This window comes from Palleniella muris (assembly GCF_004792655.1).
Classification (GTDB): Bacteria; Bacteroidota; Bacteroidia; order Bacteroidales; family Bacteroidaceae; genus Prevotella; species Prevotella muris_A.
Genome location: NZ_SRZC01000010.1, coordinates 101,141 through 123,609, shown reverse-complemented (window position 1 = coordinate 123,609; position 22,469 = coordinate 101,141). Strand labels below are relative to the sequence as shown.

At 48.1% G+C, this 22,469-nt stretch carries 20 protein-coding genes; 7 read left to right on the top strand and 13 right to left on the bottom strand.

Going from position 1 to position 22,469, the window contains the following annotated elements; translation table 11 throughout:
* Window positions 1-57: 57 nt before the first annotated feature.
* The 7 genes from E5358_RS07550 to E5358_RS07520 all read right to left on the bottom strand — a co-directional run bounded on the left by E5358_RS07550 (window position 58) and on the right by E5358_RS07520 (window position 5,648).
* Window positions 58-465 carry a hypothetical protein gene (locus E5358_RS07550; protein WP_135939622.1) on the bottom strand — a complete coding sequence of 136 codons (408 nt, stop codon included), beginning with the start codon at window positions 463-465 and terminating at the stop codon, window positions 58-60.
* Window positions 466-541: 76 nt separating this feature from the next.
* A complete protein-coding gene (gene der, locus E5358_RS07545; RefSeq protein ID WP_135939621.1) occupies window positions 542-1,849 on the bottom strand; it encodes a ribosome biogenesis GTPase Der in 1,308 nt (435 codons plus the stop codon).
* Window position 1,850: 1 nt separating this feature from the next.
* The gene (era, locus tag E5358_RS07540) at window positions 1,851-2,732 is read right to left on the bottom strand and encodes a GTPase Era (RefSeq protein ID WP_135939620.1); all 882 of its coding nucleotides are present in this window, start codon (window positions 2,730-2,732) and stop codon (window positions 1,851-1,853) included.
* Window positions 2,725-3,747: a beta-ketoacyl-ACP synthase III gene (locus tag E5358_RS07535; RefSeq protein WP_135939619.1), complete on the bottom strand. Its 1,023-nt coding sequence runs from the start codon at window positions 3,745-3,747 to the stop codon at window positions 2,725-2,727. The genes era and E5358_RS07535 overlap by 8 nt, the downstream gene beginning before the upstream one ends.
* Window positions 3,748-3,765: 18 nt before the next feature.
* Window positions 3,766-3,951, bottom strand: a complete 186-nt coding sequence (gene rpmF / locus E5358_RS07530) for a 50S ribosomal protein L32 (RefSeq protein ID WP_135939618.1) — start codon at window positions 3,949-3,951, stop codon at window positions 3,766-3,768.
* Between the two features lie 103 nt (window positions 3,952-4,054).
* Window positions 4,055-4,588, bottom strand: coding sequence for a YceD family protein (locus tag E5358_RS07525; RefSeq protein ID WP_135939617.1), 534 nt, complete (start codon window positions 4,586-4,588; stop codon window positions 4,055-4,057).
* A gap of 109 nt (window positions 4,589-4,697) precedes the next feature.
* On the bottom strand, window positions 4,698-5,648 hold the full coding sequence (locus E5358_RS07520) for a M23 family metallopeptidase (protein WP_135939616.1): 951 nt from the start codon (window positions 5,646-5,648) through the stop codon (window positions 4,698-4,700).
* 550 nt (window positions 5,649-6,198) lie between these two features.
* Between E5358_RS07520 and E5358_RS07515 the strand changes: the two genes are divergently transcribed.
* The 6 genes from E5358_RS07515 (at window position 6,199) to E5358_RS07490 (ending at window position 15,885) form a co-directional block, all read left to right on the top strand.
* Entirely contained in the window at window positions 6,199-6,933 is a 735-nt protein-coding gene (locus E5358_RS07515) for an SGNH/GDSL hydrolase family protein (RefSeq protein ID WP_135939615.1), read from the top strand.
* 592 nt (window positions 6,934-7,525) lie between these two features.
* A complete protein-coding gene (locus E5358_RS07510) occupies window positions 7,526-7,885 on the top strand; it encodes a BlaI/MecI/CopY family transcriptional regulator (RefSeq protein WP_135939614.1) in 360 nt (119 codons plus the stop codon).
* Between the two features lie 5 nt (window positions 7,886-7,890).
* On the top strand, window positions 7,891-9,462 hold the full coding sequence (locus E5358_RS07505) for a M56 family metallopeptidase (RefSeq protein WP_135939613.1): 1,572 nt from the start codon (window positions 7,891-7,893) through the stop codon (window positions 9,460-9,462).
* A 75-nt stretch (window positions 9,463-9,537) separates the two neighbouring features.
* Entirely contained in the window at window positions 9,538-10,296 is a 759-nt protein-coding gene (locus tag E5358_RS07500; RefSeq protein WP_135939612.1) for a TlpA family protein disulfide reductase, read from the top strand.
* A 190-nt stretch (window positions 10,297-10,486) separates the two neighbouring features.
* A complete protein-coding gene (locus E5358_RS07495) occupies window positions 10,487-10,906 on the top strand; it encodes an META domain-containing protein (RefSeq protein ID WP_168354612.1) in 420 nt (139 codons plus the stop codon).
* Between the two features lie 428 nt (window positions 10,907-11,334).
* On the top strand, window positions 11,335-15,885 hold the full coding sequence (locus E5358_RS07490) for a rhamnogalacturonan lyase family protein (RefSeq protein ID WP_135939610.1): 4,551 nt from the start codon (window positions 11,335-11,337) through the stop codon (window positions 15,883-15,885).
* Window positions 15,886-15,922: 37 nt separating this feature from the next.
* Here E5358_RS07490 and E5358_RS07485 read toward each other — a convergent pair whose 3' ends face one another.
* From E5358_RS07485 to menB, 4 genes are all read right to left on the bottom strand, one after another.
* Window positions 15,923-16,936: an AMP-binding protein gene (locus E5358_RS07485; protein ID WP_135939609.1), complete on the bottom strand. Its 1,014-nt coding sequence runs from the start codon at window positions 16,934-16,936 to the stop codon at window positions 15,923-15,925.
* A gap of 6 nt (window positions 16,937-16,942) precedes the next feature.
* The gene (locus tag E5358_RS07480; RefSeq protein ID WP_135939608.1) at window positions 16,943-18,016 is read right to left on the bottom strand and encodes an o-succinylbenzoate synthase; all 1,074 of its coding nucleotides are present in this window, start codon (window positions 18,014-18,016) and stop codon (window positions 16,943-16,945) included.
* A 168-nt stretch (window positions 18,017-18,184) separates the two neighbouring features.
* A complete protein-coding gene (locus tag E5358_RS07475; protein ID WP_135939607.1) occupies window positions 18,185-18,565 on the bottom strand; it encodes a GxxExxY protein in 381 nt (126 codons plus the stop codon).
* 158 nt (window positions 18,566-18,723) lie between these two features.
* Entirely contained in the window at window positions 18,724-19,545 is an 822-nt protein-coding gene (gene menB / locus E5358_RS07470) for a 1,4-dihydroxy-2-naphthoyl-CoA synthase (protein WP_135939606.1), read from the bottom strand.
* Window positions 19,546-19,815: 270 nt separating this feature from the next.
* On the opposite strand from menB, the gene ispE reads away from it, so the two are divergent.
* The gene (gene ispE / locus E5358_RS07465; protein WP_135939605.1) at window positions 19,816-20,688 is read left to right on the top strand and encodes a 4-(cytidine 5'-diphospho)-2-C-methyl-D-erythritol kinase; all 873 of its coding nucleotides are present in this window, start codon (window positions 19,816-19,818) and stop codon (window positions 20,686-20,688) included.
* A gap of 389 nt (window positions 20,689-21,077) precedes the next feature.
* Here ispE and E5358_RS07460 read toward each other — a convergent pair whose 3' ends face one another.
* Together E5358_RS07460 and E5358_RS07455 are read right to left on the bottom strand one after the other, a co-directional pair.
* Window positions 21,078-21,395, bottom strand: coding sequence for a hypothetical protein (locus tag E5358_RS07460; protein WP_135939604.1), 318 nt, complete (start codon window positions 21,393-21,395; stop codon window positions 21,078-21,080).
* Window positions 21,396-21,601: 206 nt separating this feature from the next.
* On the bottom strand, window positions 21,602-22,447 hold the full coding sequence (locus E5358_RS07455) for a DUF3737 family protein (protein ID WP_135939603.1): 846 nt from the start codon (window positions 22,445-22,447) through the stop codon (window positions 21,602-21,604).
* Between the last annotated feature and the right edge of the window lie 22 nt (window positions 22,448-22,469).

Genomic DNA, 22,469 nt, shown 5'->3' with positions numbered 1-22,469 from the left:
ACGGTATCTCGGTATATCGATAGCTTTTGTCAATCATCTCAAGGCAGGGCAATGCTGTCATTTCATGTACCACACGCCGTTTCTCTCCACGAGCGGTACATTAACCACTTCTTTCTGCGAGTCGGCGAAATGCAAGTACAGGAATGCATCTGCCGTATGGTTGGCAGTGTCAGCCTTGCAACTGCTCAGCGTTATCTCCTTTATGCCTTTATGTTCATCGACCTGTTGCTTCACAAACATTGCGGCATTTGCCACCATCTGCTCCTTATAGACAGGAGGGAGGGAGTCACCACCAAGCATGCCGTTGACGAAATCCTCGTAGTTCTCTGCAAGCAGCAGTTTGTAGTATTCCACCGCCGTGTTGCCAGCGCGAGCCTCTATTTCCTCCAGGCTCTCGCCTTTGTTGCAGCCTGTCGCGAGGAAACAGAATGCGGTTAAGAGCATTATGAATCTCATTCGTTTCATGTCCATGATATTGTTTTTGCCGTTACGGCTTTATAAATACAGCGAAAGGCGGGCACACTTCCCCACCCTTCACTGTTTATTTCTGGCGTATAAATACATTTATCGGAGAGCCTGTCATCTCCCAGTTTTCACGTATCTTGTTTTCAAGGAAACGCTTGTAAGGCTCCTTGACATACTGCGGCAGGTTGGCATAGAACACGAAAGACGGTATCTGTGTCTCAGGAAGCTGTGCGCAGTACTTTATCTTGATGTACTTTCCCTTGATTGATGGCGGTGGGAAAGCCTCAATGAGAGGTAGCATCACCTCATTCAGCTTTGTCGTTCCGACACGCGCCTTGCGGTTCGCGTACACTCTCTGTGCGGTCTCAAGCACTTTGAAGATGCGCTGTTTTGTCAATGCGGATGCGAAGATTATCGGGAAATCGACAAACGGAGCCATGCGGTTTCGGATGGCATTCTCGAAGGTCTTTATCGCAATCTGCGACTTGTCTTCCACAAGGTCCCATTTGTTGACAACGACAACAAGCGACTTGTTGTTGCGCTGTATGAGCTGGAAGATGTTCATGTCCTGAGCCTCGATGCCTCTTGTGGCGTCAATCATGAGGATGCAGACATCGGAGTTTTCTATGGCGCGTATGGAACGCATGACGGAATAGAACTCCAAGTCCTCGGTGACCTTGTTCTTACGGCGTATGCCCGCTGTGTCGACAAGGTAGAAATTGAAACCGAACTTGTCATACTTTGTGTAGATTGAGTCACGTGTCGTGCCAGCAATCTCTGTCACGATGTTACGCTCCTCGCCTATGAAAGCATTGATGATTGAGGATTTTCCTGCATTTGGACGTCCTACAACGGCAAAACGCGGGATGTTCTCCACAACCTCTTTCTCTGCATTCGGGAGCTTCTCCACAACAAGGTCAAGCAAATCACCTGTACCGGAACCTGTGGCTGCCGAGACAGTCTGCGGCTCACCAAGGCCGAGAGAATAGAACTCCGCAGCATAGTAGTTGTCCACATTGTTGTCAGCCTTGTTGGCAACAAGCACGACAGGGAGCTTCGTGCGGCGGAGAATCATCGCCACATCCTCATCCCAGTCTGTCACACCGTTCTTTATGTCCACGACGAAGAGCACAAGGTCAGCCTCCTCTGTCGCAACTATCACCTGACGGCGGATAGCGTCCTCAAAGATATCGTCGGAGTTAACGACCCATCCGCCGGTATCTACCAGAGAGAATTCACTGCCACACCACTCACACTTGCCATACTGGCGGTCGCGTGTTGTTCCTGCCACGTCACTGACAATCGCCTGGCGAGTGTTGGTAAGTCTGTTGAAAAGGGTGGACTTGCCCACATTAGGGCGTCCTACTATTGCTACTAATGCCATATTATTCGGGGTTATAGCCAAAGCTGTCAAGCTCTTTCTTTGAACTGCGCCAGTCTTTGTCTACTTTTACAAATGTTTCTAAATAGATATGTTTATCGAAGAATTTCTCCAGCTGCTTGCGTGCTTCGATGTTGACTTTCTTTATCGCAACACCCTGATGTCCAATGATGATGCCTTTCTGCGAGTCACGCTCCACATAGATGACAGCCTGGATGTGGATGGTCTTATCATCCTCCTTGAAAGACTCACAACGCACTTCCACGGCATAAGGAATCTCCTTGGAATAGTAGAGAAGAATCTTCTCACGTATTATCTCTGAGACAAAGAAGCGTGCCGGCTTGTCGGTAAGCTGTTCCTTGTCAAAGAAAGGCGGTGAGTCAGGAATGAGCTGCTTTATGCGGTTCAGGAGCACATCAACGCCAAACTTGTTCTTTGCTGATATAGGCAGAATCTCCGCATTAGGAAGCAACCCATGCCACTTGTCCACGATGTCGCCAAGACTTTTCTGGTCACTGACATCTATCTTGTTGATAAGCAGGATGACCGGTATGGTCAGTTTAGCCACCTTGGCAAGGAAGTCCGCATTCTTCTCAGGTTTCTCCACAACGTCCGTGACATACAAGAGCACATCGGCATCGACAAGTGCAGACTCGGAGAAGGCAAGCATCGATTCCTGCAGCTTATAGTTTGGCTTCAGCACTCCGGGAGTGTCAGAAAAGACAATCTGCATGTCAGGCGTATTGACTATGCCCATTATGCGGTGGCGCGTAGTCTGCGCCTTGAAGGTAGCAATAGAAATACGCTCACCAACCAATTGGTTCATGAGCGTACTTTTTCCTACATTAGGATTGCCTACTATGTTTACGAATCCCGCCTTATGCATTGTTCTCTGTAACTGAGTCACCATCGTAAGCCCATTTAAGATAAAGAGCACCGTGAACGAAACCGGCTCCGAAAGCTGTGAAAATCACATTGTCGCCCTTCTTGAACTTCTTCTCGAAATCCCAAAGTGCGAGTGCGATGCTTGCAGCACTTGTGTTGCCATAGTGCTCGATGTTGACCATCACCTTTTCCATTGGCAAGTCAAGGCGCTTGGTAACAGCCTCAATGATTCGCATGTTGGCTTCATGAGGCACAACCCAATTGACATCGTCAGTTGTGAGGTTGTTGCGCTTCATTATCTCTTTGACATCGTCCGACATGCTTGTCACCGCATAACGGTAGACTGTGCGTCCCTCCTGGTACACATAGTGCATGCGGTGGTCAACCGTATAGCGTGACGGAGGACATACCGAGCCGCCGGCCTTCATGTGAAGGTAAGGCAGACCTATGCCGTTTGTACGCAGGAAAGAGTCCTGGATGCCCATGCCTTCCTCTGTGGAGGCTTCAACGAGAACGCATGCTGCGCCGTCGCCGAAGAGCACACAAGTCTGACGGTCCTGATAGTCAACCATTGATGACATCTTCTCCGCTGCTATGACAAGGACTTTCTTGTAGCGTCCGCTCTGCACATAAGCAGCAGCCATGTCCACAGTATAAAGGAATCCGCAACATGCACAAGAGACATCAAAACCATGTGCATTTGTCAGTCCGAGCTTTCCTATAACGATAGAGGCGTTGGACGGGAAATGATAGTCAGATGTCGTTGTGGCGCAGATGACGCAGTCGATTGTCTGTGGGTCAACGCCTGTCTTGCGTATAAGCTGCTTGGCAGCCTTACGCGCAAGATAGCTTGAGCCGAGACCTTCTTCCTTGAGGATGCGGCGCTCCTTTATGCCTACACGTGTTGTAATCCATTCGTCATTGGTGTCGACCATGCGAGAGAGTTCCTCGTTTGTGAGGATATACTCCGGCACATAGCCACCAACACCGGTGATTACAGCATTGATTTTTTCCATTTACGTAAATGATGGTTATTAATCAGCGAGTTCCTTTACGATGGCAATCTTACCACGATACTGTCCACAAGTAGGGCATACTGTGTGGTAAACGTAGTATGAGCCGCAGTTAGGGCAAACTGCAAGTGTTGGAGCTACTGCCTTGTCGTGTGTACGACGCTTAAGTGTACGAGTCTTTGACTGTCTTCTTTTAGGATGTGCCATTTTATTTTAGTTTTTTTGATTTGATTAATTTACAATGTTCCTTTTGCCTTTCCACTCCGTCTCGAAATGCCTGCGGGAACGTTCATCCCCGACATTCCGCAACTTAATTGAAACGCTTTTTCAGTTCTTCCAATGCGCTCCACCGCGGGTCTGTCTCCTGCAGTTCCTCTGCCGTGTCGTCACTTCGGGTGGCGCTGTGCTCTTCGAGCAGTTGGATCATCGCACGGTTGCATTTTCCAGGTGCATGCACGTGCTTGACGGGCAGACTGAGGATTACAGCCTCATAGACGAGCCATGACAGATCAAGTACCGGGTTTTCCTCGGTCACTGTGATGAGGTCGTCTGTTTCGGAGTATTCACTGCCGAACTTCACTGTGAGATGCTGCATGGCGTCAATGGGCTGTTCCATCGGGTCAAGACAGCGGTCACAAGGGATTTCGACTGTGCCTATGGCATGGAAAGTAACATCAGAGAAGTGGATGGTCTTGCGTATAGACACATCCACGCGCACGTCACCCTGAGTTATCTCCGAGCCCTCTATTGCTGAGAAGAACTCTCCGCCGAGACTTGCCGTCACAGCAGAATCTCCTTCAGGGAGGAGCTTGATATCCAGTTTGAGGTTATCTATACCACACATTTCGGATGCAAAATTACTAATTTCCTATCTAATAATGACAAGCAAAGTACTGCTGTTATGTTTTTTTAACTAACAGCAGTACTCTACCCATATCTTTTTATTCCATTTCTTACGAGAAGCGCAGTATCTGTCCGACCTTCAGACGCTTGACTTTGCCTATACGGTTAAGGCGGCAGATGTTCTCAATTGTAGTACCACGTTTCTTTGCGATAGAGGATAGCGTCTCACCACGTCGCACCTTATGGTAGCGTGGGTTCTCAGCATACTGCTCGCCGTCAGTGCTCTCGGCATCTTCAGGCTTGCCTGTCACCTGCTCACGCGTATAGCTTCCGTTGCCGGTCTTGCCACGGAGAGCAGACGCCTCGCGGCCTTCCTGCTGGTATGTGTCACGGCGGAACATGTAATAATCGCCTACAACATCCTGATTGCGGAAGTCAAAGAACAGCGTAGGGTCAAGGGCTACACCGCAGAGACGTGTCTCGAAATGCAGGTGCGAACCTGTGCTTCGTCCCGTATTGCCGCCAAGTCCCACGACTTCTCCCGCCTTTATCGGCTGGTTCTCCTCGACAAGCGACTTGCTCATGTGGGCGTATGTCGTCTCAAGACCGTTATTGTGACGGATGACCACATAATGTCCGTAACCGCGCGCCTCGTATCTTACGATGCGAACCCTGCCGCTGAACGCCGCACGGATTGTGTCTCCGATATATACTTTCAAGTCAAGTCCTTTATGCTGACGTCCCCAGCGCGGGCCGAAATTGGATGTTATGACGCGGGACGGTGTAGGCATGCAGAAATTCCGGAGATTGATTTTGAACGAATCCGGAAGCTCTGTCGCTTTATGGGCATATTTGTTGTTCCAGTCCTCATAAAGCTCTGCTGCAGGCGAGAGTGCCTGCTCGCGGTTGATAAGACGTTTCAGTGTCAGTGTGTCCACAGCCTTCATCTTTCTGTCAACAGGCGCTTGGCGTGCAAGCATGTCCTGAGCAGATACGGATGATACGACCACAAATAGGTTTACGAATGCAAATAATATTTTCTTTGTATTAATAAAACTCATTATTTTTTGGGGTTAATTAGACGTGGCGCTCACGACAACAAAGCATTGTCGCCAACGCAATTCACTGCAAAAGTAACAAAAAAACAGCAAAATAAAGAATATTTGACGAGCAAAAATCTTATTTTAAATTTTAATAACAATTATCGGTATCTACAGGCAACATATTTTTCGATACAGTCCAGACCTTCGCATTGCAGGGAACAACAATTTCATTCATATTTATTAATAAGGCTCACAAAACGGCTTTGCCACATCAGCCCCGCAACAATTTGCATGGAAACATGCACGCAAAAGCCAGACTTGGAGATGTGTTATTATATAATTCAATGTGTAATCCCATACCCACATTTCAGTTTCCACCGCATCTCTGTTCATCAGCACGGTAGCATAACCCAAAGGAGGCCGGCAGACTGCTCTGCATGTTTTTTATCTGCAAAACACAAAAAAGCAAGCCACAGCGTGCGGATTCAAAGAAAAAAGCGTAACTTTGCATAGGTTATCAAATTCCAAATACCTACAGAGAAATATCCAAAAACAACAGCAAACAAAAATGAAAAGACTCAGACTTTTACTTGCATTGGTGACATTGCCGGCTATCATTTGCGCCGCTCCGTTACGAATACTTTATTTAGGTGACTCCATCACCGACGGCGGATGGGGAAACAGCGGAGGGCGCGCCACCCCTTCCGAGGCACGAAACCATTCGGACTTCAACCACATCTTCGGGCACAGCTACATGATGATTTCCGCAGCAACCTTGATGGCGGAAAAGCCGGGCGAATACGAATGCTTCAACCGAGGGGTAAGCGGGTATACACTTTCTGACCTTGAAGCAACATGGCAGCAGAACTGTATGGAGATGAAGCCTGATGTGCTGTCCGTACTCATAGGCACAAACGACGTGGAACAGTTCCTCGGAAGCGGAGCAAAGGACTTCGACTTGAAGGATTGGGAACGACGTTACGACAGTCTTCTGACAGAGACAAGACGGCAGTTCCCTAATGTACGCATTATGCTGTGCACCCCTTTCGTGGCGAAAGTCGGCTGGCGTGGCGACGCGGAGAACTATGCCCTGCGCGAGCATCTCGCAGACAAACTGGCAGAAATAACAGTCCGTCTTGCCACAAAGCACAATGCCACACTTGTGCCTTTCGCTAAGATGTTCGGTTCGCTGACCACCCCGTCAAAGCAATACTGGATTTGGGACGGCATCCACCCCACCCCGGCAGCCCACAAGAGAATGGCAGACCTGTGGCTTCAATGCTTTTATTCCAAGAGCTTGTAGTATCAAACCACCAGTATTTTCTTTATGAGGGTGTGTCAAAATGCCCGTTTTCAAAAACCCAACTTTCAATTTGTAAGTACAGTCTATACAATATCGAAAAGAAACAATTCTCAAACAATCGAACATTCAGCCTCTACCGCGCAGCGGTAGTTTGTAGTACTAAACTTGCAAATTGCAACCTTTGAAAACATCGGTTTGAGTTTCGACACATCCTCATAACAAAAAAAACACTGATAATCAACAACTTACTTTTAGCATTTTCTTTATACGACAAAGTGTTACCTTTTGCATCATAAAAGGTAACACTTTACCATGCGAAAGGTAAGGGTTTGCAGTGCGAAAGGTTACCTTTCACAAAACCATGCATAACAGCATGCTCTGCGACGCTTGTTCCTGTGCCAAAACAACAGACACGGCAGGCGGGTTATCACACGGCAGCAAAGCACCGGAAAGATGTTAAAGGAGATAGTTAACTAATTATTTTAGTTAAAATAACTAATGGTTTTAGTTGATTTCTTTGGGCAAATTTGGAGATAACGAAAATTATTAGTTACTTTGCCGGCAGAAAACAAAACAACCACAAGAAAGCATTATGAAAACACTTACAGTCAAGGAAGAGGAGATAATGAGCCACATCTGGGCAAACGGCGAGATGTCCATCCGCGAGTTGCAGGCTCTCTACGAGGAGCCAAAACCGCATGTCAACACGCTCTCAACCCTTGTGCGCATACTCGAAGAGAAAGGTTTCCTGAGCCACCGCGCAGTAAGCACGAGGAGCTACAAGTACTTCGCCGCCATCAGCAGGGACAAGTACCGCAACCGCTCACTGACAGGGGTCATCAACAAATTTTTCGGCAAATCGTACCTCGGAGCTGTCTCCACACTTGTCAGTGAAGAGAAAATCTCTGTTGAGGACTTGAAGGAACTCATCAGGCAAATAGAAGGGGAATAAGACTTATGGGAGAGTTTCTTGTCTATTCCGTCAAGGTTTCCTTGTGCCTTGTGATGTTCTACATCTTCTACAGACTGCTGTTGAGCCGCACCACCCTGCACACTTTCAACCGCTTCGTGCTGCTCTCGCTTGTGGCGTTGTCACTGGTTCTGCCGTTCGTCCACGTTACTGTCGGCCGGGAAGCGCAACCGATGGCTGTGGGGACCATCGCCATCGACAGCCTTATGCTCACCATCATGGAGCAGCAGGAAGAGCAGGAGTTCAGACTTAACGCCACGCATTTCGCCCTCATGGCATACGTCATCGGTGTGATAATCTTCACCGCAAGGATGATAGTCTCCTACATCGGAATCTACCGTATGATGCGCAAGGCGGAGGAAACCATAACGACCGCGGACGGCATAAGGATACATATCCTCCGTGATGACACACCGCCGTTCAGTTGGTTTGGCAACATCATCATCGGCCGAAGCGACTACGAATCAAACAGCCACGCCATCATCACTCACGAAACGGCACACATCCGCCGCCTGCATTCCGCCGACATCCTGCTTTGCAATGTCCTTGCGGCAGTGCAATGGTTCAATCCCGCAGCGTGGTTACTGAAATCCGAGTTGCAGGACATCCACGAATACGAGGCCGACGAGGCAGTCCTCGACAGCGGAGTCAATGCCACCGCCTACCAGATGCTCCTTGTGCGCAAGGCTGTAGGCGACCAACTGTTCGCAATAGCAAACAACCTTAACAAATACTCACTCAAAAAACGAATTACAATGATGAAGACCGAGAAGACAAATCGTTGGGAATGCGTGAAGGCATTAGTAGCGCTCCCTCTGGCAGCCGTGGCTGTAGTGGCTTTCGCCAACCCTGAAATGGAGAAGATGGAGGAAAGCATCGTAGAGAATTCCGAGACACTCGTGCGTGCCGCTGACAAGCATGTCTTCAGCCAACCGGCAGAAACCGAAAAACCAACCGTTGCCGCAAAGGAGGAAACTCCTGCCGTAAAGGATGTGCAGCCGAAGGATGATGACAAGGCGTATGACGTCGTGGAAGAGATGCCGCAGTTCCCCGGAGGCCCTGCAGCGTTGATGAAGTTCCTCGGTGAGAACATCAAGTATCCGAAAGAAGCTGGCACAATATGTGTGGCAGGACGCGTCATAGTTTCGTTTATCGTTGACACTGACGGTTCCATAACAGATGTGGCTCTCATGAAATCCTTGTCTCCGGAGTTTAACAATGAGGCTGTGCGTGTAGTGAAAGCCATGCCGAAATGGATTCCGGGCAAACAGAAAGGCAAGCCGGTGCGTGTGAAATACTTCATTCCTGTTGTCTTCCGAAATGACACAGCGACAAAGTCCGGCAGTGCATCGCAGGCTGTTTCCGTAGGCACAAATGACACAAAAGCCCCGTTGATCATTGTCAACGGCAAGCCAATCAGCGAGACTGAGTACAAGTCCATCAAAGACATTAAGCCTGACAACATAGAGAAGGTGGATATTCTGAAGAACGAAGAATCCACCAAGCAATATGGCGAGAAAGGCAAGAATGGCGTGATTCTTATCACATTGAAGAGATAAAAACACAACCGGAGGGGCGGATTGCCCCTCCATACCATATAAAATTAACACCACATTAGTACAAATACTTTTACCATGAAAACAAAGTTCATCGCATTGCTTGCCGTGCTGTTTGCGGCATTGCCCATGCAGGCACAGACCGAAACGGAGAGCAGTGAAGCACCGTACTGCATCTCCGACGGATATTTTTTCAGCAAAAAGCACGCCAGGGATGTCATGCCCGGTGGTTCTGCCATGGCATTCATAAAGACTCCTGACGGTGGCAGGATAATCGCAATCTATGCTCCGGAGGGATTTGTGCTCGACAAAAAGCTCATCGCCCAAGCCATCCCTGCCGATAAAGTGAAGTATGCGGAACAGATTTTGCGTGACTATAACGGGCGAAAGCCTTCTGTCAGAAGCAAATACGAAGGTATCGGGGTGGAAGTTGGCAAACCGTTCATCAAGTTCAGCTATAAGGACACCGATGAGAAAACATGGAGCAATGCATCCCTAAAAGGCAAGGTCTATGTGATAAACGTATGGCAAAAGGAGTGCGGACCGTGTCGCCGCGAGATGCCTGTCCTGTCGACATGGAAGGAAAAGTTCCCTGATGTGGTGTTCCTTTCCGCATCACGCCACAAGTCGGACGAGATACTCCCTATCACCAAGCAGCACGGATTCACATGGACTCACCTGCAGGAAGCGTCCGACATAGTTGCCCTTGTCGGGCAGCAAGGCTTCCCTCTCACCATCATCATCGACAAGGACGGTATCGTGCGCTTTGCCAAAGTGGGTGTCTCAGAGGATAACCAAACGGAGGCGGTAGCCACAATCGAGAAGCTGGCGAAATAGCCTTTCCGGTTGTGTCTTTGGCGGAACATATCAGAGATGAAGAAGATTGTACAATGGTAAAGCCACCGTCTCCACCCTTTCCAACAGCCTTCTTAGGGTTTTCCCATGCACTATTAGGGAATTTCCGTTTGTCGTTCCGGAAAAAATGAGTATCTTTGTGCCGGATAATAAAAAGAAACACACAAAGATTATGAAGACAAGAAACATCATTATGGCAGCATTCATTGCAGCAACCATGAGTGCATGCACAACGGAAAAGACAATCCTTAACACCGGCGGCGGACTCTTCGGAGAGTGGAAAATAGAGCAGGCTATGGGCAAAAGCACTGCCAATGGCGACCGCCCTGCCACTATAAATTTCGGCAATGACGGACGCATCAACGGCAATGCCAGTGTGAACTCCTTCTTCGGAGGCTACACAAGTGACGGCAGGAACATGTCCTTCACTCAGGTCGGCATGACACGGATGATGGGTCAGAGCATGGAAATCGAGGACGCTGTCACACAGGCTATCAACACCACCGCACGCATCAGCATCAATGGCAACAGCGCACAGGTGTATGACAAGGACGGCAATGTCATCATGAAACTGACAAGAGCTGAGAAGTAAGTAATTTTATTTATACGCAGAAAAAAGAGCGACAGGCTTGCACAATCCCTAAGGACTATGGCAGACCATGTTGCTCTTTTTTTTGTTAACATATCACAAAAAATCACTTATTCACCGCAAATGACTATCTTTGCAGAAAAGAAACTGCACGTCATTAATAAGGAATATATTAATACCGTTTTCAAATCAAGGCACTGCTTCTGTAAGTTTTCTTATTTTAATTATATGTATCTGACGCATTTGACTGTACTGTAAATTCGCAAAAAAACTGTGCTTTTATACAAAATTACATCTTATGCGCACAGAATTACATATATCTTCCGCTTGTTTTTGCTAATTTTGCAGCATAATAGCATAGTTTCTTCCATAATAAGGAAGAGACGCATTGTCTATGTAAAACAAACTTATAGCTAAACCAAGAAAAGAATATGAAAAAGATTTTGTTGTCGGCTGCTTTTGTTGCTTTCTGCATCATGGGAGCCAACGCCCAACGAATGACCGACAAGTTGAATCGGGGACTGGTTGCGGTAAAGACAGACAAGGGTGTGTTCTGCAGTTGGAGAATCACAGCCGAGGAGTATTATGACGTTAAATACAACATCTATCGTGACGGCACAAAACTGAATGCAGAGCCATTGGATGCATCCAATTTTACGGATACTAACGGCTCTGCAAGCAGCACATACACCGTGGAGGCTGTTGTGAGAGGAGTGGCACAAGCAAAAAGCCCTGCCACAAAAGTATGGGAGAAAAACTACAAGACGATAGTCCCGAAGCACGACCCGTCACTTAAAAGTACTTATGTGCCTAACGATGCTTGTTGCGCTGATGTGGACGGCGACGGAGAATTGGAGATTCTCATGAAATATGACAACCAGAGCGAGATAAACGCCAGCTACCCACGTGACGGCTACAATGGCGAGTATTCGCTGTTTGAATGCCTGAAGCAGGACGGCACGGTGCTGTGGTGGGTAAACTGTGGTCCTAACATGGGAGACTTCCAGAACAACGAACAGAACATCGTGGCTTTTGACTGGGACAAGGACGGCAAGGCGGAAGCTGTGTTCCGTGCTGCTGACGGCACGACGATTCACATGGCTGACGGCACGACACATGTTATCGGTGATGCTTCCAAGAACTACCGTGCTGCAACAGGCGGCGGAGCCAACTGGTTCATGCATGACGGAGCGGAATATCTTGTCTACGTGAACGGACAGACGGGAAAGCCTTATCAGGTGAAGGACTATCCGCTAAAGAGACTTGAGGAGGGAGAGACAGACCTTGACAAGGCTTGGGGTGACGGCTATGGGCACCGCTCGACAAAGCATTTCTTCGGTGCTCCGTTCCTTGACGGCCGTAATGCAAGCATCTTCCTTGCACGCGGTATCTACACCCGCCATAAGATGATTGCACTTGATGTCAATCCTGCCACACATGAACTTGTGGAGCGTTGGCGTTGGAACTGCAATGATGCCGGTTCGTCATGGTACGGTCAGGGTTATCATAATTTCGGTATTGCAGATGTTGACTGGGACGGAAGGGACGAGATTGTCTTCGGCTCTATGGTGATAGACGACAACGGACATGGACTCTCAACAACAGGATTGGGACATGGTGACTCGCAGCATTGCAGTGATTTTGACCCTTACACACATGGTCAGGAAATCTTCGCCTGCAACGAGGATCGCCCTAACAACAATTTCCGCGATGCAACAACATCAAAGATTTATTACCGCACAACTGGTGGCAATGACGATGGACGCGCCAATATGGGCAATTTCCTTAATGACTATCCGGGAGCACAGGGCGTGACAAGCCGTGACGGGAATCTGATAAGTTCGGTGACGCATACCGGAACTGTCGGCGATGACAAGGCTTCGGTAAGCATCACACAGAATTTCCGCATATATTGGGACGGCGACTTGTGCGAGGAATCATTCGATTACAGCAACGGCAAGAACACCCAAGGTGCGATCTTCAAAGCCCGCGAAGGAAGAATAGCGTTGCTTGAGGGCAGCAAGACAAACAACGACACCAAGGGCACACCTTGTTATCAGGGCGATGTTTTGGGCGACTGGCGTGAGGAGGTCATCATGCGCGACGGTGACAACAACATACGTATCTACACCACAGACATAGAGACTCCGTGGCGCAACTACTCTTTGTGGCATGACCATCAGTATCGTAACGCCATGGTATGGCAGATGTGCGGATACAACCAGACACCGCACCCAAGCTATTTCCTTGGTGAATTGGAAGGCATTACAAAAGCTCCGGCACCATTGACAATGACAGGACGCACAGAGGTTGCTAACGGAACAACCATTGGCAGCAATGCGAACGACAAGCACCTGATTATGTGTGAGACAGGCAACATGACGGTCAATGTAGCGGATGGTGCAACGCCTTACATCCTTACTGTGAATGCTCCGACATGGGTGCAGGGACATGACAACAACAATAATATCACCACTGAGGTGTTCACACATACCATAACAGGCGGAGCATTTGCCGGTGAGATGCGTCTCATCAAGCAGGGTGACGGCATACTTACATTGCCAAATGTCACAGAGACATACAGCGGTGAGACAGACATTTGGGCAGGAACGCTGAATTTCGACGGCACATTGCAAAACAGTCCGTTGTGGCTGAACCGCTTTGCTGTGCTGAACACCAACGGCGGACGCTTTATGAAAGGCATAAAGATGGATTATGCCTCAGAGGTGAATATCGGCACTGACGACAAGGCAAGCTCTATGGAGACAACAACCTTGGCTATGGGCTTCGGCTCCCGACTGAAGATTGACATCTTCGGCGATGGACTGCAAGCCGACATGGTAAAGGCGGAAGCACTGACCATTGAGAAGAAAGACTGGACTAATGGTCCACAGTACCTTGCACCGGTCATAGAGCTTACAGACCACAACATGCAGAGCGGAAGGTATCTTATTGCCGAAGTGGCAAAGATAGAAGGAAACCTTGACGACCTGATTGTTGAGGGTATGGATGACTACAAGAAGGTGTTTGCCTACGAGAATGGCAAGCTCTATCTTGACATCACTGCCTATGAAGCAGGCAACGCGACTTGGACTGGCAGCGAAGACGGCAACTGGGACCTCGATGACACACAGAATTTCGTGGACGGCACATCGGGCGAGAAGAGAACGTTCGTGCCTGGAGATGATGTTACTTTCGATGACAATGCCACAAACACCAACGTTAATGTCATGGCAACTGTTGCACCGGGCAATGTTGTTTTCAACAATGAGAACAAGAACTACACCATCAATGGCGAAAGCATCCTGAGCAAGGGCACTCTGACAAAGAACGGTGCTGGCAATGTGACACTCAACAACATCAACACATTCGAAAGTGGTGTTGTTATTAACGGCGGCAAGCTTGTTGCCAATGTGTTTGCAAACGCAATCGGTACTGACCTTGGCTCACTTGGCGACATAAACACAAGAGTCACTATCAATAATGGTGCTACACTTTCAACCAATGAGAGCACAACATTGGGTCAGCCTGTTTCTATCGGTACAGGCGGAGGCACAATAGAAGTGGCAAGCGGCAAGACACTGACAATGGGCAGAGGCATCTCCGGTGCTACCCAGACTCTTACAAAGACGGGGGCTGGAACACTTGCACTCGGCAACAGCAACAGTGTGACAAAGCTTGTCATCAACGGTGGCACCGTACAGGCTTCAGAGAACAGCAGCAGTGTGCAGCAGTGGCCTTCCACTGTAGAACTGAGAAACGGCACTATGCGTGATGCAGACAACATCTACTCTTTCTCTTCAAACAATGTAAACATCATCGTACCGGAGAAATGCACAGGTCACTATTACCTTGACGGCAGATGCGACTATAAAGGCAAACTGACAGGTGCTGGTTCTATCACTGTCTATGCAAGAAGCGTAAGAAACCAATTGCAGGGCAACTGGTCAGCATTCGAGGGTACAGTAACAGCAGCTTACTCTAAGAGTGGTTCTTATGATCCTGATTTCATTTGGGATAATTCTTATGGATTGCCTAATGGCACTCTGAACATCAATTCCGGAGTTGTCGTAAATGCCGGTTCACGACAGATGACAATAGGAAACATGAAGGGCGCAGGAGAGCTCCGCACTACGGGCAATGTCACTATCGGCGGACGCAATGAGACAATTTCCTATACAGGAACATTCGCCGGCATGGCTCTTACCAAGACCGGTGACGGAGAATGGAAGGTGACAAAGGCATTGGGCACACCTAAGAGCGTGACCGTCAACAAGGGCATCATGTCATTGCCTGCCGCAGCCGGCAGAGGCGTATCACTGCCTGATTTGTCATCAGCCAACACTATCACTCTTACAGGTGAGACAGTGAAGATGCGCGGCCAAGGCACAGTAGCTTCCATCAGTGTGCAGAATGGCGCAATGTTAGAGCCAGGCTACTACACAGGAACATCCGCAACTCATTACGGACTGATTACGGCAACAAAGAATGTAAATATCGCCGAGGACGGTGTACTTAGTCTTTACATCAACAATGCACCTGGCAAGACCAATGTCAACTCTTCTATGGACATTGCGGGCAAGATGACACTCAACGGCACATTGAAAGTAGGAATGAATAGCAACTATTCTCCTTCTGTAGGCGATGAGTTCACACTTTGGACGGCCGGTTCATTTGAAGGCATGCCTAAGTTTGAGCTTCCTTCATTGCCGGCAGGCATGGCATGGGATTACTCTGCTTTAAGCACCTCCAACGGTGTGCTGAAAGTTGTGGTAGCAACAGCTATCAACCATATTCCTGCCAACGAGATTATAAGATGTGATGTCTACACCATTGAAGGCGTAAAAATCGGCACACTATCCGCAGTGCGCGCCAATGTAGAGACTGTGGCAAAAGAAAATCTGTCACTTGCCGGCGGCACTTACATAATAAGAATGACAGCTAAAGGCTGTAACGAGACAATAAAGATAATTGTGAGATAAAAATATCAAAAGAGCCCTGAAAGTTACGCAATAACTTTCAGGGCTCACTGTTTACAAATAATCCTGAGGCAATTCTCTCAGCCTCAGCACGTGCAGGCTTGCCGGTTGCGGTCATCGGCAGGGACTCCACCGAAGCATAAAGGCGGGGCTGCCAATAGGGAGGGAGTACGCGTTTGCAGACATTACGCACTTCATCCATGTCGGAAGACTGAGCAAGCAGGACAACTATCTCGCCGAATTTTGCATCCTTGCGCTTAGTTATCATGAACGGAACGGAGAGGCATTGGCACAACTTGCGCTCCACTTCCTCTATCTGAATCTTTATCCCACCGCTACATATCACATTATCCTTCCTCCCAAGAATACGGAAACGACGGCCGTCGGGCGCAATCTCCGCACGATCATTGGTCACAAGCAACGATGAACATACCGCCGGTGCATCGATGGCAAGGCAGTCATCGGCATTAAGACTGACACTGACATTCTCAAACGGTGTGTACCATTGGCTTGCCTCCGGACCATTTATCCTACGCAGAGCGATATGGGAGAGTGTTTCTGTCATTCCGTAAGTGCTCCACACTGCATTGGGGAATGTGCGCAGTTCCTTTTCCAACGCTTCGTCAATGGCTCCACCACCTATTATTATATTACGCACACGCATGAGAGCCTCGCGCTCCTTCGGACAGCGGAGTGTATTGTAAACCTGCATCGGTACCATTGCCACAAGGGAAAAAGGCTCATCTTCGTGCGTACCGCCATCAGCCACAAGCGATGAAAACGGATGACCTGAGGGTGGCACACTGACAAGGCGGAGTCCGCAAACTATCGAACGTACCACTATCATCTTCCCTGCAATAAAGTCCAACGGCATGCACAGCAAGGCACTTTCCCCGGCTTTCAGACCAAGAAAAGAGCATGTAATCCGTGCGCTTGCCTCCATACGCTTCTTCTCTACCCACAAAGGTTTGGGCTTTCCGGTAGATCCACTTGTGTGGACAAGCAGCTTATCGGCAGGCGAATGCCAGTCGTCTATAAACTCTTCTACTGTCATTCCACATCACAGTTTTATCACAGGACAGACGGAGTTTGTCTCAGGCTTCCCCGTATACCACAGCTTGTCACCACGGATTTCCAACGGCATCGGTATGTTATCCGTGAAGAGCATTCCCGTTCCCAATCCTTGCGGCATCGTTATTCCCGAGCCATAGGCATGGGCAGTGAAATGGGCGATGGCGTTAAGCCCGACATTGCTCTCCAACGCGCTTGTCACCCAGCTTCCCATGCCACGCTCACAGGCAAGACTTATCCACTCCTCCGCACCGTTCAGTCCTCCATGCAGAGATGGTTTAAGAATAATGTAAGCAGGGCGGATTATGTCCAAAAGTTCCTGCTTGCGTTTGCTTTCGTTCACCCCAATCAGTTCTTCGTCAAGCGCAATGGCAAGCGGCGATTCTTTGCAAAGCCTTGCCATTGCCTCCCATTGTCCTTGGCGGATGGGCTGCTCTATGGAATGAATGTCATAACGTGCGAGCCTTTCAAGCTTTTCCAAAGCCTCTTGCGGAGAGAATGCACCATTGGCATCCACGCGGAGTTCTATCTGCTCCTTTGTAAAATTCTCGCGGATATGGCGTATAAGCTCCAGTTCATGGTCGAAATCTATTGCGCCAATCTTCAGCTTTATGCAACGGAAACCTTGGCGCATCTTCTCCTCCATGCGCGCAAACATCTCGTCAAACGTTCCCATCCATACAAGTCCGTTGATTGGAATGCCTTCTTCACCGCGTCCGAACGCTGTGTCGAAAAGCACCGGAGAGCATGCCTTGTAATTCTGGAGGGCAGTCTCCAAACCGAAAAGCATGGATGGATAAGGACGCATCAGGTCGTAGTCAATGATGCCGGAAGCCTCAAAACGGTCGCACATCTCACGCAACACGGAGGCATAATCCGGAATATCATCGCAACTGAGGTTTGGCAAGGGCGCACACTCCCCTATCCCAACCCGTCCGGACTGTTGTTCACCGGAGGTCAACCGCAAGAACCATGAACGCCTTGTAGTATAGGTTCCGCGCGATGTTCCTGCAGGCTGCTTAAAGTGCAGGACACGCTCCGTTATGTCTATCTTGTAAGCCATTGATTCATTTTTACTCTAATATTCAAAATGTTTTATTTTCCCGCAGATTACGCTGATTTACGCTGATAGTTGTTTGTGGCATTATCTGCAGGAACGCATTCATTGCAAACGTTTTACGCACCACAATTCTGACATCAGCGGAAATCTGCGTAATCTGCGGGAAAAACATTATCTATAATCATTCACTCTGCGATGGATATTAGCGTTTATGTCATCGCATGTGAAATTCACGAGTATGCCAACTCGTTTGTCGGTCAAGCGGAGATATGTCATCAATTGCTTGAAAAAGAGATTCTTTGTTTCCTCTACAGACTTTAACTCCACAATTACCTTTTCCTCTACAAGCAAGTCCAGTCGGTAATCAACCGGCAACCGCTTTCCATCATAAAACACTTCAACTGCTTTCTGACTTTCCACCTTCAATCCACGCTTGCGCAACTCATAGACCATGGCTGCCTCATAAACATTCTCCAACAAGCCAGGCCCAAGTTCATTATATACATTGTATATTGCTCCACGTATCTGATACGTTATTTCATTTTCCGTCATATTATTTTCTTTTATTGTCACGCAGATCTCGCAGATTTCCACAGATAGTTGTTTATTGCATTATCAGCGTAAATCTGCGAAATCTGTGGGGGATATTCATTGCAAACGTTTTTCACCCCACCATTCTGACATCTGCGTAAATCTGCGGGAAAACATTACTACGGCAGTTTTGGATATTTCTTGAAATCAGGCTTACGCTTCTCCAGGAAAGCCTTGCCGCCCTCCTGAGCCTCGTCAAGGAAATAGTAAAGCATCGTTGCATCACCGGCCAACTCCTGAATACCCGCCTGTCCATCAAGCTCGGCATTAAGTCCGGCTTTTATCATGCGGAGAGCCAGCGGACTGCGCTCCATCATTGTCTCTGCCCACTCTACACACTCGTCTTCCAAGCGTTCCAACGGCACGACTTTGTTCACCATGCCCATCTCCTCTGCCTCTTTCGCTGAGTACTGGCGGCACAGGAACCATATCTCACGTGCCTTCTTCTGACCAACAATGCGGGCAAGGTAGGACGCTCCGAAACCGGCATCAAACGACCCCACCTTCGGTCCTGTCTGTCCGAAAATGGCGTTCTCACTTGCTATCGTAAGGTCGCAGACAAGGTGCAGCACATGTCCTCCGCCAATGGCATAGCCGTTGACCATGGCAATTACCGGCTTTGGCAAACGGCGAATCTGCATCTGAACGTCAAGCACACTCAGGCGTGGCACGCCATCACCGTCAATATATCCTCCACGTCCCTTGACATTCATGTCACCTCCGGAGCAGAAAGCCTTGTCGCCTGCACCCGTAAGAAGCACCACACTGATGTCCTGCATCTCACGGCAGAGCGAGAATGCCTGCGACAATTCCCATGTGGTCTTAGGAGTGAAGGCATTGCGATAGCGTGGACGATTGATTGTTATCTTCGCTATTCCGTTATATTCCTCAAACAGGATTTCCTCGAAATCCTTGATTTTCTTCCATTCTCTGTTTTTCATTGTTCTATATAATTAAGTGCTTTAATTTTATGCAAAAGTACAACAAATTACGGACAAAACAAACAAAACCATTAAAAAACTGACATGAGCATATTACATTGCATCTTACGATTCCACACTCTCCATTTTAAGAATTTTGGAATCAAATCTAAAAAACTTATAATAATTTCGGAATTGAATCCCAAAATCTTAAAAACATTTTTGGAATTATAGTTTTTTATTTCTAACTTTGTGACATAAAAACAAATAATCATTATCCACACATTACGTATGATAGCATTCCCTTGTTGCAAAATAAACCTCGGTCTGAATGTCATTGCGAGGCGCGCCGACGGTTACCATGACCTTGAGACCGTGTTCTACCCTATCCCATTGTGTGACGCACTTGAGATAACGGAGATGGACGAAAAGTTCCCTTCCGATGTGGCGTGCGACCTGCTGACAAAGGTCAAAACTGCCGGCAATGGCGAGGAAGCGGAATCCTGGGAGCCGTTATGCCCGGAGCAAAAGAACCTTGTCGTGAAGGCGTACAACCTCATCGCCAACGACAGAAAACTGTCTCGCGTGCATGCCCACCTCTTCAAGAACATCCCGTCACAGGCAGGTCTCGGAGGTGGTTCGAGTGATGCTGCGGCAATGATAACGCTCCTCAACGAGCAGTTCAGCCTCGGTCTGAGCATCGAAGAGATGGAGCGTTACGCAGCAAAGTTAGGTGCTGATTGTGCCTTTTTCATCACTTCCCGACCGGCTTATGCCACAGGAATCGGCGACCGCCTGTCCCCTATCGGTGACGCTGCGGACATCCTCCACGGCTACTACATAGCCTTGGTGAAACCCGACATAGCAGTCTCCACAGGCAAGGCTTATGGCATGATTACTCCACGCCGTCCGGCGATGTGCTGCAAGGACATCATCAAGCTGCCGGTAAGCCAATGGAAAGGTCTGCTGACCAATGATTTTGAAGAGCCGGTGTTCACAATGCACCCTGAACTTGGCGCGATAAAGGAACGCCTTTACACACTCGGTGCGGACTTTGCGCTGATGTCCGGCAGCGGTTCCACACTTTTCGGACTCTTCAAGGACTGTCCGCAAGGCATTGAAGAAGCGTTCCCCGACTGCTTTACGGCTGTCATAAAGTTATGACTATGGCAATATACAAACCATAGAATGCAAAACAGAGGGTACATCAAAATACAGATGCGCCCTCCATTATTGCTTCTCTTTCTGTAGTATTAATGCCAAAATACCACGGTAATTATAATTGTCTTGCCAAACATAGTGTTTTTAGAATGAGTCTCCAACTCATCAATATATTTCAATACGAAATCTTCTACACCTATATAATATATACCATTTTCATCATACCATGGGATTATTTTGTCCCGCACTACAACAATCTTACGGTGAAAATCTTTTATGCGTCGCAGTGAGTTGGTTTCCTGCAAGCGTTTGTCCTCGTCCGGAATAGCGAAGGCAGACTGTATGTAACAACGCTTGCTCCCTTTGTTAGCAACGAAATCCACTTCCAGCTTTCAGGGATTACACTTGATTTTATTGCGGATATCCGCATTTTTGTCAAGTGCAAAGATAATCAAAAACGTATTAAACCCAAATCGGTCATTAGGATTATTTTTAGAGTCAAACAGAATTGATTTGCGAAAATATGCAAGCGCATTGCTCATGGCTTTCCCATTACTCCATAATTGTGTTTTTTCATAATCCCCATATTCTGCCATAATCGCTTCCATGCAAAGTGTGGCGCTGCCACACTTTGCATGAACATTTTTACAATAAGGCGTGAGTGTTCTCGCAATTCTGTTTTGTAAAGGCTGTTTTCTAATGACAGTCATTATAAAACAGCCTTTACAAAACACATAATATTAGTTGGTTATGAAAGCAAACACGGATGTTTCTTTCCAATGACCGAGTTGGGTTAAAAACAAAAAAAACAGGGAAGAATTTCAATCTCTTCCCTGTTTTTCCCTATTTTCCTTATATCTGAGCCTTTACCAATGGTAAGAAAAACCTACAGTGATTTTGAACTATATATCGGGGTTCAGCCCTCTGTTATCACAACATCGGCAGGCCGGCGTTGGTTCTCGTCAAAGATAAGTTCGTCGATTTTACCCTCGACAGTGAGCTTTCCGCTCGTAGGATTCTTTATTGAGACGACATCGCCCTTGATAGTTCCGTTCACCGTTGAATACTCGAAGAGGAGGTTCGCGTCATCGCCGAAGGTGCAGTCCTCGAGGATAAGCCCGTCAACATAGCACAGAAGCTGCTCGCCGGTGAGGTGGCAGCGCACAAGACGGATGTTCTTGCCGTACCATGCGAGATACTCGCCATTAAGCTCACTGTCGTAGATTGTCACGTTCTCCGCCTCCCAAAAGGCATCCTTTGAGTTGATTACGGCATTGTGTATCTCAACATTCTTGGCATACTGGAAACCGTAATTGCCGTCCTGGCGATAGTTTTCGAGACGGATATTCTCCGTGTGCATGAAGACATAGTCACAATTCCCTATGGAGACATTGTGCATCTCCACATCCTTGCAGTCCCAAAGAAACTGCTCGCCGTTAGGGAAATCGGTGTTCTCAACATAGATTCCCTCCATACGGCGGAAGAGTTTCGGCGCGTCAACCTTACAGTTTGTCATGCGGCAGTTGCGCGAATACCACAAGCTGGAGCGCGCACTCTCAGCGAAATAGCAGTCGTTGACTTGGAAACCATTTGTCTCCCAGAAGACATATTTTCCCTCGAAGGTGCAGTGTTCCGCCTCGATGTTGCTTGTCTCCTTGATGCTTGACTCACCGACATGTATCGTAACATTCTCGAGCCGCACATCATGGACAGCATACAAAGGGCGTTCGCCGCCATATTCCTTGTCTTTTATTATTGTCATGATAAATGTTTTTACTGTTATT